The sequence below is a fragment of the Halorhabdus amylolytica genome (genome assembly GCF_004944975.1).
Lineage (GTDB): Archaea > Halobacteriota > Halobacteria > Halobacteriales > Haloarculaceae > Halorhabdus > Halorhabdus amylolytica.
Window position 1 is genome coordinate 95,231 of record NZ_SPQG01000012.1, and the last position, 11,068, is coordinate 106,298.

An 11,068-nucleotide genomic window follows, 5' to 3' on the forward strand; every position below is an offset into this window, starting at 1 on the left:
CCACAAAACAAACCGTGGAAACAGACCGGGAGTTTCAATCCCGGAGGAAGATGTCGACCATCACGGCGCCGATGATGACCGCGCCGGTCAGCGTCTCCTGGAACGCGACGGAGACGCCGTTTAACACCAGCAGGACCGGGATGACCGCGATGACGAGAGAGCCGAGGAACATCCCGGAGATACTCCCTTCGCCGCCGAAGAGGTTCGTCCCGCCGATGACGACCGCGGCGATGATCAACAGCTCGAAGCCGCGGCCAGCAGAGCCGAACATCGAGCTGAAGTACGAGATCGCGAGCACGCCCGCGACGGCGGTGACGACGCCGGTGATGACGAAGTTCGCGATCTTGACGCGGTCGGTGTCGATGCCGCTCCGGTCGGCGGCCGATTCGTCGTCGCCCGTCGCGTAGACGTGGTGACCGAAGCGGGTCTTCTGGAGGACAAGTCCGAAGACGACGATCAGGGCGAGCATCCAGAACACCATGTAGGCGATCTCGACCTTCGCGACCGTGATCGATCCGCCGAACAGTTCGAGCAGCCCGAGATCGTCGGGGAGCTGTCGCGATCCACCGGTCGTCAGCCAGTAGGCAAACCCCCGCAAGATACTCATCATCCCGATGGTCGTGATGAGAGAGGGGATGCCGACCTTGGTCACGATCACGCCGTTTGTCAGTCCGACGACTGCCCCGAGGAGGAGGACTACCGCCAGTGCCGCCGGGACGGTGAGCTGGAAGTCGGTCAGCAACATCGCGAACGTGAGGCCGGCGACGGCGTACATCGACCCGACCGAGAGGTCGAACTCGCCGCCGATCATCAGGTAGGTCATCCCGATCCCGATGATCACGTAGGGGGCCGCCTGGCGGAGCAACTGCGAGAGGATCCCGCTGAAGTCGTCCCAGGAGAAGAACAGCTCCGGTCGCGTCACGCCGATGAGCCCGAACAGGAGCAGAAAACCGATGAAGACACCGATCTGGCGCCGCTGGAGGAGCCGGCGGAGTCGTGATTCCGCGCCGCGACTGACGGCCGCCTCCGTCGCTTCGTCATCTTGCATTTCGGTGCTCATACGGTGGCCCCCTCCTCGGCGCCCGAGAGGTCGAACTCTTCGACATCCCCTTCCTCGTCGGCGCCCATCATCAGCGAGATGATCTCGTCACGCGTCGCCGAATCGGCGTCCCGGACGCCCGTCAGCCGGCCCTGGGCGAGCACCGAAATCCGGTCGGCGATCGTGAGGACCTGCCGGATGTTGTGGCTGATGAGGATGATCGACAGCCCCTGTTCGCGGAGGTCGTCGATCACTCGCAGGACGTTGCGCGCCCCCTCGATCGAGAGGGCGCTGGTCGGCTCGTCGAGGATGAGGATGTCCGGATCGGACTGCAGGGCGCGCGCGACCGCGACCGCCTGTTGCTGGCCACCGGAGAGATCCCGGACTTTCGCGTCCGGATCGACGGGGATCTGGACGCGGTCGAGGCTTTCTCGGGCCCGGTCGCGCATCGCCGCTTTGTCGACGATGCCGAGGAACCGGCCGAGGAAGTCCGGGCGAACCGGCTCGTGGCCGAGAAAGACGTTCGCGGCGACCGTCTGCTGTTCGGCCAGCGCCAGATCCTGGTAGACTGTCTCGATGCCCTTCTCGCGGGCGTCGCTGTAGTCTTCGAACTCGACCGCTTCGTCGCGGACGTATATCTCCCCGCTCGTGGGTTCGTGGACACCACAGAGGGTTTTGATCAGCGTCGACTTGCCGGCGCCGTTGTCGCCGACCACGGCCATGACTTCACCCTCGCGCAGCGAGAAGTCGACGTCTTCGACTGCGACGATGTTCCCGAAGTGTTTCGTCAGTCCGACCGTCCGCAGTATGGAGTCGTCTTCCGACATGGTTGTCTTTCTGATCGTGCTCGGTGATCTAAACGCCGTGGTAGCTCAGGAGTTCGCCCCAGTTGCGTCGCTTGAGAGCGAAACCGATCGACTCCTGATCGATTATCTCTGCACCCGTCAGGTACTCCTTGGGTGGCATCCCCCGCTCCATGTACGCGAACGCCTGATGGACGGGGAAGTACCCCTGACTGTAGGGGTCCTGTCCGGTGGTGTAGTTCATCACGCCCTGATCGATGTAATCAAGCGTCTGCTGGGGGAGGTCGAACCCCCCGATGATCATGTCCTGGGCCCTGCCCTCCTGTTCGGCGGCCTGGCCGATGAACCACGAGTAGACGTCGCTACCGACCATCCCGTCCAGTTCGGGGTTCGACTGGAGATGGTTCGAAATTCGCGTCACCCCCTCACTGGCCGCGTCCGTGTAGTTGACTCGCTCGGTGATCTCGATGTCGGAGTTCTGTCGGACGGCTGCCTCCGCGCCACTGGCACGGGCTGCCTGGCCGCTGTGGCCGGGATCTGCGAGTCCGACCGTGACTTTGCTCGCTCCGTCCGGGAGCTTCCCCAGCAATGCCATCCCGTTGGCGTATCCCGAGGAGAACTGGTCCTGGCCGACGAACGGCAGGGCCCGGCCGAACTCCTCGCGCATGTGCTGGCGACCCTCTGCACGGAGGCTGTTCGTGTTGAAGGTCAAGACCGGGATGTCGTTGTCCAGTGCGTCGTTGATGACCTGGTTGTACGCGCTCGGGTCCGCGACGGTGGTGATGATGAGGTCCGGATTCGACGTGACGATATTCTCCAGGATATTGACCTGTTCTTCGATACTGAATCCGCCGGACGGCCCCGTGAAGCTGGCGTTCCAGCCGAGTTGGCTGGCAGCATCGTGTAGCCCACCGATCGACGGATTCCAGAACGAGATCGCCCCGTTGTGACAGACCATCCTGACGTCCCGTTCGGGGGGCTCGGAGGAGAAGTCTAACTCCGTCGGCGGCGGGACCAAGTCCACGCGCTGATACGACGGTGCGGAGCCTCCGGATCCGCCGTCTCCACCGTCGTCGCCTCCACCGCCTTCTGTCGTCGTGTCGCTCTGTTGAAGGCATCCGGCCAGTCCTCCGACTGCCGTCAATGCCCCGAGCTGTTTCATCACGTCTCGACGTGAGACGCCCTTGCCGACTCGTACGCTGAACCGGCTGTCATTATCTCCCATACAACACTGAGTTTATGATTCCACACTATAATAACTTTTCATCATGTGGTATGTACTATGGGTAGAACTACGTGACGTGGTATGCACCTCCTGTAAATTGAGTTATTTATATTATCGACGAGATGGGGTCTGGGAGCCGCCTCGATCGGCAATCGTCGACCCTGGAGCCGTCTGAAATCTGTACAGTCGTTTAGCGGATCCGGTCGATCGCAGCGAGCGCGTCGGCGGCCTCGTGGGCCGCCTCGAGTGCGTCGCGGGCGCGGCGGGGGTCATCAATCGATTCGGCCTGCCGGGCGAACGAAAGGAGGGTCCGCTGTAGCGAGTCGCGAGCCTCGGCCAGATCGCCCGCGATCCCCGACCCTGATCGTGAGGGGTCCCGTCCGCTCTCGGGATCGACTGCGGGTATCTCGACGCGTTCCGTGGCGATCGCCGGATCGTCATCCGCCGGGCCGGACTGGGTAACAGCACCCTCACGCTCGTCAACGGCCGCCGGAGACGTACTGGCCTCGTTACCCGTCGAATCCGTGGTGTCGGACGTCGCTGCACTTTCCAGGTCCCTGTCGTCCCGGCCCTCGGCGGATTCCCCGGGGCTGGCTTCGCCGGACGACGTGGCTGGCGAGTCGGTCGCATTCCCGCCTTCGGCATCGAAGTCGACCTCACGTTGACAGGTCGGACAGAATGTCTGGCCGTCGTACCGGAAGATGGGGTCGCCACACTCATCGCAGTGGGCGTCGGTCATCGTCGCGCCTTTCAGGAGGAGTTCGCTCATGTGCTCGGTCGCCTCGCGTTTCTGTTGTTCGCGCTCGTACTGTTCGCGCAGACGCTCGCGCTCGGCTTCCTCGTCGAAGTCACTCATGTGTATACCTAAGACCGATCAACGGGCATAGACGTTGCGACCCGTGACGATCGACTGGCCGGCCGACGGGGGCCGTCGTCGGACGGAGTGGCCGTCCCTCCAGCGATCGTTCCCCCACCCGAAAGAAGCGCGTGTTTCGATGGATTTTCAATCCAGTTCCTACAGGTGGGTCTCAGGCATGGGCGAAACCGAGAACGCGGACGATCGTGATGCGCTCGTCGAGTACGGGATCGAGGACCGCCCGCCGCTTTCTCGCTCGATCCTGCTGGGGGTCCAGCACTACCTGACGATGATCGGGGCGAACATCGCCGTCCCGCTCATCCTGGCGGACTTGATGGGAATGCCCGCCGACGTGACCGCGAAGTTCGTCGGGACGTTCTTCGTCGTCAGCGGGATCGCGACGCTTGCCCAGACCACGTTCGGCAATCGCTACCCGATCGTCCAGGGCGCGCCGTTCTCGATGCTCGCGCCTGCGATCGCGATCGTCACCACCGAAGTGACAGTGCAGGGTCTGCCCTCCTGGAACGCCAAACTGCTCTTCCTGCAAGGGGCGATCATCAGCGCCGCACTCGTCGAGGTGGGGATCGGATACTTCGGCCTCGTGGGGAAGATCCGGGAATACCTCTCGCCGGTCGTCGTCGCCCCGGTGGTCGCGCTGATCGGGCTGTCGCTGTTCTCGGCCGGGGACATCACTTCCGCGACGAACAACTGGTATCTGCTGGGATTGACGCTGCTGTTGATCGTCGTCTTCTCGCAGTACCTCGACCGTGTCTCTCGCGTGTTCGACCTGTTCCCGATCCTGCTCGGCATCGCCGTCGCGTGGCTCGTCGCGGCGGTCGGCTCGGCGGCCGGCGTCATCCCGGCTGGTGATCCCGCGTATCTGGACTTCGGCGAACTGGCGACCGGGACGCTGGTCTACGTCCCCTATCCGCTCCAGTGGGGGATGCCCGAGTTCCGGATTTCCTTCGCGATCGGGATGTTCGCGGGCGTGCTCGCCTCGATCATCGAGTCCTTCGCCGACTACCACGCTGTCGCGCGGATCTCGGGCGTCGGCGCACCCTCCAGACGGCGGATCAACCACGGTATCGGCATGGAGGGGCTGGCGAACGTCTTCTCCGGGCTGATGGGAACCGGCGGGTCGACCTCTTACTCGGAGAACATCGGTGCGATCGGACTGACGGGCGTCGCTTCGCGCTTTGTCGTCCAGATCGGCGCGATCGCGATGCTGATCGTCGGCGTGATCCCACTCTTTGGTCGCGTGATCGCGACGATCCCCGGACCGATCGTCGGCGGGCTGTACATCGCCATGTTCGGTCAGATCGTCGCCGTCGGACTCTCGAACCTGAAGTACGTCGACCTTGACTCCTCGCGGAACCTCTTCATCGTCGGGATCGCGCTGTTCGCGGGCATGGCGATCCCCGCGTACATGGGTAACATCGACGCCGCGGCCGCCGAGATGGACGCCGTCGGGAGCGGATACGAACTCCTCCGACAGGGGATGACTGACGTCCCGCTGCTCGGCCCGATCCTCGGTACCGAAATCGTCTCTCAGACGGTCTACATCGTCGGCGGCGTCCAGATGGCTGTCGGCGGTATCGTGGCGTTCGTCCTCGACAACACTGTTCCGGGCACTCGAGAGGAACGGGGTCTGGCCGACTGGGCGGCGATCACCGAAAGTGACGACGAGTTCCGGTCGGCCGTCCAGCGTGCGTCGGACCGCATCGGGGACGACCAGCCCCCGTTCTCGGGCGATTGAGGCCCGCAATCAGTCGCCGACCCCGACGTTCTCCCGCAGGTCGTTCTCGATGGCTTCCAGGGTCCGGCCTTTCGTCTCGGGGACGAGCTTGAAGGTGAACGCGAACGCGACGGCACTGAAGACCCCGAACAGCCAGAACGTCGAGGACGGGCCGATGTTCGCCGTCAGGATCGGGAACGACAGCGCGACGGCGAGGTTCGCCAGCCAGTTGGTGACGGTCGCGACGCCCTCGGCCGACCCGCGGACGGCGAGCGGGTAGATTTCGGAGATGAGCAGCCAGAAGACCGGGCCCAGCCCGATCGCGAAGAACGAAATGTACAGCATCAGGCAGACGGTCGCGGTGATGCTGAGCACGCCCGAGAGGCCGGGCAGGTAGAAGATCACGCCCAGGATGGCCAGCGTGACGGTCATCCCGGCGGTCCCGACGAGCAGGAGCGCCCGCCGGCCGACGCGGTCGATGTAGGCGATCGCGACGACGGTCATTACCACGTTGACGACGCCGATGCCGACGGTCGCGAGGATCGAGGCCGCGCTCCCGAAGCCGGTCGATTCGAGGATCGTCGGCGCGTAGTACATCACCGCGTTGATACCGGTGATCTGCTGGAGGATCGCCAGCCCGACCCCGACGACCAGGGCGGGGCGGAGCCAGGGTTCGAGCAGTTTCGTGAGGCTCGTTCCGGACTCGCGCTCGACAGTTTCCTTGATCTCTCCGAGTTCCTGTTCGATGTCGCCCTGTCGCGTCCGACGAAGCACCGCCCGTGCGCGATCGGGCTTGCCGTGGCTGTAGAGCCACCGCGGGCTCTCGGGCATCTTCAGGACGCCGATGCCGAGCACGACGGCGGGGATCATCCCCGCGCCGAGCATCCAGCGCCAGGCACCGCTCCCGGAGAAGGCGTAGTTGACGAAGTACGACGAGAGGATGCCGATCGTGACCATCAGCTGGTGCATCGAGGTGAGTCCACCGCGGATGCGCGGGGGCGCGATCTCGGAGATGTATAGCGGCCCGACGACCGAGGCGAAACCGATCGCGACGCCGTCGATCAGTCGGCCGGCCACGAGGATCTCGACTGTCGGCGCGACCGCCATCAGGAACGATCCCAGGAAGAACACGACCGCCGACAACATGATCAGCCGTCGGCGTCCGATGCGGTCGGCGAGTCGCCCGCCGAGTGCCGCACCGGTCGCGGCACCGGCCATTGCCCCGCTGACGACGATCCCCTCGATGAGTGCCGAGTTCTCCACTGCCGGGAAGGTGTCGTTGATGAATAGGATCGCCCCGGAAATGATCCCGGTGTCGAAGCCGAACAACAGGCCGTTCAGCGCGGCCATCGCCGACACCAAATAGACGAATCGATCACCGCCGCCACGCAACACGTCGTTCACAATGGTCGTAGACATTCGTTCGGGCATCGAAAATTGGCACGGAAAAACGCTCCGGGAATTCTCGACGAATACTACGGGAAACAATTCTTGCGGACTTCTATACGGTAAAGATATTCAAAAATAACGCTCCAGTCGATCTATTTCTGGAAATTCATCCATTCGTGTGGGAGATTCACAGTGTCGGTCGTTCCGGGATTCACGCCGGGTACGCGCGTATGATCCCCGGGTCTGTCCCGTTCCGTTTTCCAACCGTCTGTTCGGACAGCCGTCGACTCGCTGGACCAGGGGGGTCGTCGATGAACGGCCGGGCCAGCGGCGAGACCAGTCAGTTCGGACGGCCGTCGACTCACTGGATCACAGGTGATCGACATCCGTGTATCGGACCATCGGCCACATTACATTCTCTGGTTCACTCATCACCGTCTTCGCTCTCCAGTGGCTCTCCCCGACGCTGGTTCGGCTCGGGTGGCCGTTCGAAGTGGTACCGCCGGTCGTCATCGAGGACGACAAACGTGTGCCGGCGTTCGTCCTCGATGACGCGGCCGTTCGTATCGATCGCGACGTCGACCAGTCCTTCCAGCGAATCGACCCTGATCACCTCGTCGGCGTCCTCGTCATCGACGCGGCCGGTCGTGATCCACTCGTCGTAGGCGTCCCGATCCGACCGGTAGGCCAGCCAGTCGCGCTCCCTTGCGGTGACCGTGAGCCGGTCGGTCCACCTGCCGTACGCCAATCCGGCGACGGCGGCCAGCGACAGCACCAGCAGTACCGGCCCGCCCATCCGGCGAAGCGACCCGTGGGTCGCCGGCACCGTGACCTGCGTCGTTTGGTCCCCCGACTTCGTGACAACGCCGGGATCCTGAACGCGGTAGACACTGTCGCCCGGGTCGATCGGCAGGCGGTACGTCCTGGTGACGTCGACGGGCTCACCGTTCCTCGTGCCCGTGATCGCCGTCTCGGCGACGATCGCGACCTCTAGCTGACCCGGGGTCCCGCCGTGTTGCTCGTCGATGCGACTCACTTCGTTGGCGGCCGCACTGACGTTCGTCGAGAATGAGGACGTCACCCGGTCGCCCGGTGACACGCCCTCGTTTCGCTCTCGTGTCAGCACCCGGCTATCCCGCCAGAACACGGTCGCGTCGTCCTGCTCTTCCTGGGCTTGTTCGATCGACCGGAAGACCAGTGAGACGGTCGTCTCGACCGTGAGATCGCCGCCGTCCGAAGCGCGGTAGGCGTAGGCGAACGAGCCGTTCAGTCTGGGAGTTATCTCCCGGAAGTACACCGATCGGTTCCGTAGCGTACTCCCCTCGGCGAAGGCGGCCGTTCCGTTCATCACAGTCGCCCGGTGTGTGAACTCGCCGCTGGACTCCCAGGAGGACACTTCCCGCGTCTCGGCGCTGGTCCCAGGATCGACGTGGGTCGTGTACGTCAGAAATCCGCCGAGGAGGCCGAGGAGTACCGCGACGGCGAGGAGCAGTTCGTAGTTGTCGACGACTCGCGCGCGGACCCGAAGGTCCCACCTACTCATGCGAGTTCGGGTACTCGCCATCGCGTCATAATGGTTGGGGCCCTCAGGGCAGGAACCGTGCGAGCAACCGCCGGACGCGCGAGGGACTCTCGCGGGTTCGCGACCTGACCTGCCCGGACCCGACCAGCACCGTCCCGACGAGATAGAACCCGCCGCCGAGTACCAGATCGATGACGACGATCGGTGCCCACGGGTGCAGTCGGTAGAGGGCGTCGATCGCCGGCCGTGGCAGGACGTAGAGGTAGCGGTGTTCGGTAACGTAGTACCGGTAGTAACCGGTCTCCGGCGGTGCGGTGATCGACAATGTCGCGTTCACGCTCGCGTGGCCGGGGATAACCGTCTCGCGCGGCTCGACGTCGATGCTGTCAGTCACCGGATCGAAGTAGGCGATCGTCGGGACGAAGCCACCGTTCCCGAGGACGTACTGTGCTGTCTCGGTCGTCCCGCGCTCGACGACCCGGATCCCCGGCGCGTCGCTCTCGGCACTGACGACTCCGAACTCCTGGGACCCCGCCGGGATCGCCATCGTCGCCGTCGCCGACAGCACCAGCGCCGCAGCGAAGATCCCGACGTACACTCGGGCGTCGATTCCCGTCCCGCGGGATGTGTCCCTCCCTCTGGATCGATCGCCACTCGCCACCACGTCGGCTACGTATCCCAGGACCGAGACCGCGAGCAGGAGGTACGCGATCCCCTGGACGCCGAGCAGCGATCGCGTTCCCAGCAGAGCCGCCAGCTGTCGCTGGACGGTCCGGAACACGTCCTGTATCCCGGTGACAGCCGTTCCCAGTTCCGGGATCGCGAGCACGTCACTCCCGGGTCCCCAGGCGACGGCGACGACCTGGGCGTCGCTGACCAGGGGTTCACCACCGTCCTGATCTGTGAAGGGGTTGGCGTCCCCCCGTGTGATGTATCCCCGATCGGTCTCCTCGACGACGCGGTGGGTCGTGAGGCCACCACCCTGGACGTTCTCCGCCCGGTACGTGATCACGTCGCCCGTTTCGATCGGCCCGGCGATGGCCGCCGGGATCGCCACGAACCCGTCCCCGGCGTTCAGGGTGGGTTCCATACTCCCCGTCGTGACGTAGCCCAGCAGCACTGGCTGGCCGAGTATCTGACTTGTGACCATCGCGACCAGAAAGATCACGATGGCTGCCTTCCCGAGTACCCCCAGCACCCTCCGGAGTGCCATCACCCGTTGGTTCGTCCTGGCTCGATAAAATAGTTGGTCTGCTCTGTCGAACCGTATGCCCAATTCATCGATAATCAGGAGATGACGTCTCCGATATTTTTAATTAAGTTGTGTATTTTTGTTGCTTCTATATATTCATTCTACAGTATCGAACAGTCGGTCTTCGACCGTCGCCGTGACGTACGTGGCGATGAATCCCAGTCCGTATCCCACGAGGTGAGAGTAGAGGTTCAACACGCCGCCGTTGACGACGGGATCGAGCGGAAACGTGACGAACGGCACGGCGAGGAAGGTGACTAAGGCGACGACTGTTAGTTCAGCACGGCCCGATCGACTCAGCGCAGCACTGGCTACAGATCGAGCGTTCCTTTCCCCGTCTGTCACAGACAGGACGTACAGCGTGACGACGAGCGTGAGTGCCAGAAAGAGACTCAAGAGCGTTCCCGCCAGCACCGACGTGACGGGGACTGTCACGCCTCGAACCGGGACTGTTACCGGGTTCGTGAGGACGGCCCCGAGAGTCAACACCGTGATCAGGGATAGCCCGACGAAGAACAAAAGCGGGCCAGTCCGTCGACTGTCACCCAGATCGAGTTGCTCCTGGAGGAAGGCGCCCAGCGCGAGCGGGAGATAGCCGTACAGTGCCATCAGGACACCGGAGAATCCGATGGCGGCGCTGCGCCGGACGATCGTCAGGTTCAGGTACGACAGCAGGATCGGACTGGCGAGTACGAGCGAGACGAACGTGACGCGAAAGCGGCGACGACGACCGCTCAGCACGCTCAGTACGTACGCGAGCGCGACCACGAGGGTGTAGCCCACGAGATTCACGGCGGCGTGTGTCTCGGTGGCGTGGACGAACGACGACACGAACGCGGTGCCGATCGACGGATCGGTGTACTCGAAGGCGAGAGCTGTCCGAGTAGCCTGTGGGAGGGCCATCGTCCCGAGGAGCGTAGCGGGTACCGCCCCCAGAAGCACGAGGTCGAATATGGTAGCCGGTTCCCTGAGCGTCAGCCACAGGTCGTCCCCCTTACTCGGCCGATCGTCCCGCGTCATCGGTCTGTTCCTCTTCGATCGCTCGTGGGGCCAGCCTCTTCAGCGTACTGCGTCGATGGCTCCCACGACCGTCACTGGCCGTCGCGGGACCCTCACAGCGGTGATGACATCCTCCCCGCCGTGAACAGAGAGGGACTACGTCCCTCAGGCAGTCAGGCGAAGCCCGACGACGGCGGGGTTTCCTCCGTGGGAGTCTCAGCCGGTCTATGAATCCCCGGAAGCAATAT

Annotated in this window: 9 protein-coding genes; 1 reads left to right on the plus strand and 8 read right to left on the minus strand. The window is 63.9% G+C overall.

The features are described from left to right. Positions 1–34 precede the first annotated feature (34 nt). From E3374_RS13710 to E3374_RS13725, 4 genes are all read right to left on the minus strand, one after another. Positions 35–1,060, minus strand: a complete 1,026-nt coding sequence (locus E3374_RS13710) for an ABC transporter permease (RefSeq protein WP_136689523.1) — start codon at positions 1,058–1,060, stop codon at positions 35–37. Further along, positions 1,057–1,866: an ATP-binding cassette domain-containing protein gene (locus E3374_RS13715; protein ID WP_136689524.1), complete on the minus strand. Its 810-nt coding sequence runs from the start codon at positions 1,864–1,866 to the stop codon at positions 1,057–1,059. Before E3374_RS13715 ends, E3374_RS13710 begins: the two co-directional genes overlap by 4 nt. A 28-nt stretch (positions 1,867–1,894) precedes the next feature. Then, positions 1,895–3,067 (minus strand): substrate-binding domain-containing protein, encoded by a 1,173-nt coding sequence (locus E3374_RS13720; protein ID WP_136689525.1) that lies wholly within the window; start codon positions 3,065–3,067, stop codon positions 1,895–1,897. Positions 3,068–3,257: 190 nt separating this feature from the next. Next, positions 3,258–3,923 carry an Sjogren's syndrome/scleroderma autoantigen 1 family protein gene (locus tag E3374_RS13725; protein WP_136689526.1) on the minus strand — a complete coding sequence of 222 codons (666 nt, stop codon included), beginning with the start codon at positions 3,921–3,923 and terminating at the stop codon, positions 3,258–3,260. A 178-nt stretch (positions 3,924–4,101) separates the two neighbouring features. Here E3374_RS13725 and E3374_RS13730 point away from each other — a divergent pair, with 178 nt between their 5' ends. Beyond that, complete coding sequence (locus tag E3374_RS13730; protein ID WP_136689527.1) at positions 4,102–5,679, plus strand: uracil-xanthine permease family protein; 1,578 nt, start codon at positions 4,102–4,104, stop codon at positions 5,677–5,679. Between the two features lie 9 nt (positions 5,680–5,688). On the opposite strand, the gene E3374_RS13735 is transcribed toward E3374_RS13730, so the two are convergent. From E3374_RS13735 to E3374_RS13750, 4 genes are all read right to left on the minus strand, one after another. Further along, positions 5,689–7,077: a sugar porter family MFS transporter gene (locus tag E3374_RS13735; protein WP_136689528.1), complete on the minus strand. Its 1,389-nt coding sequence runs from the start codon at positions 7,075–7,077 to the stop codon at positions 5,689–5,691. A gap of 394 nt (positions 7,078–7,471) precedes the next feature. Further along, positions 7,472–8,590 (minus strand): DUF5305 domain-containing protein, encoded by a 1,119-nt coding sequence (locus E3374_RS13740; RefSeq protein ID WP_136689529.1) that lies wholly within the window; start codon positions 8,588–8,590, stop codon positions 7,472–7,474. Positions 8,591–8,633: 43 nt separating this feature from the next. Next, positions 8,634–9,782, minus strand: a complete 1,149-nt coding sequence (locus tag E3374_RS13745) for a signal peptidase I (protein ID WP_136689530.1) — start codon at positions 9,780–9,782, stop codon at positions 8,634–8,636. 135 nt (positions 9,783–9,917) lie between these two features. Continuing rightward, positions 9,918–10,841 carry a hypothetical protein gene (locus tag E3374_RS13750; protein WP_136689531.1) on the minus strand — a complete coding sequence of 308 codons (924 nt, stop codon included), beginning with the start codon at positions 10,839–10,841 and terminating at the stop codon, positions 9,918–9,920. Between the last annotated feature and the right edge of the window lie 227 nt (positions 10,842–11,068).

What these genes read in the sequence shown, in the direction of transcription:
- E3374_RS13710 (WP_136689523.1), bottom strand. Translation starts at nt 1,060, where the DNA reads ATGAGCACCGAAATGCAAGATGACGAAGCGACGGAGGCGGCCGTCAGT.
- E3374_RS13715 (WP_136689524.1), bottom strand. Translation starts at nt 1,866, where the DNA reads ATGTCGGAAGACGACTCCATACTGCGGACGGTCGGACTGACGAAACAC.
- E3374_RS13720 (WP_136689525.1), bottom strand. Translation starts at nt 3,067, where the DNA reads ATGGGAGATAATGACAGCCGGTTCAGCGTACGAGTCGGCAAGGGCGTC.
- E3374_RS13725 (WP_136689526.1), bottom strand. Translation starts at nt 3,923, where the DNA reads ATGAGTGACTTCGACGAGGAAGCCGAGCGCGAGCGTCTGCGCGAACAG.
- E3374_RS13730 (WP_136689527.1), top strand. Translation starts at nt 4,102, where the DNA reads ATGGGCGAAACCGAGAACGCGGACGATCGTGATGCGCTCGTCGAGTAC.
- E3374_RS13735 (WP_136689528.1), bottom strand. Translation starts at nt 7,077, where the DNA reads ATGTCTACGACCATTGTGAACGACGTGTTGCGTGGCGGCGGTGATCGA.
- E3374_RS13740 (WP_136689529.1), bottom strand. Translation starts at nt 8,590, where the DNA reads ATGAGTAGGTGGGACCTTCGGGTCCGCGCGCGAGTCGTCGACAACTAC.
- E3374_RS13745 (WP_136689530.1), bottom strand. Translation starts at nt 9,782, where the DNA reads ATGGCACTCCGGAGGGTGCTGGGGGTACTCGGGAAGGCAGCCATCGTG.
- E3374_RS13750 (WP_136689531.1), bottom strand. Translation starts at nt 10,841, where the DNA reads ATGACGCGGGACGATCGGCCGAGTAAGGGGGACGACCTGTGGCTGACG.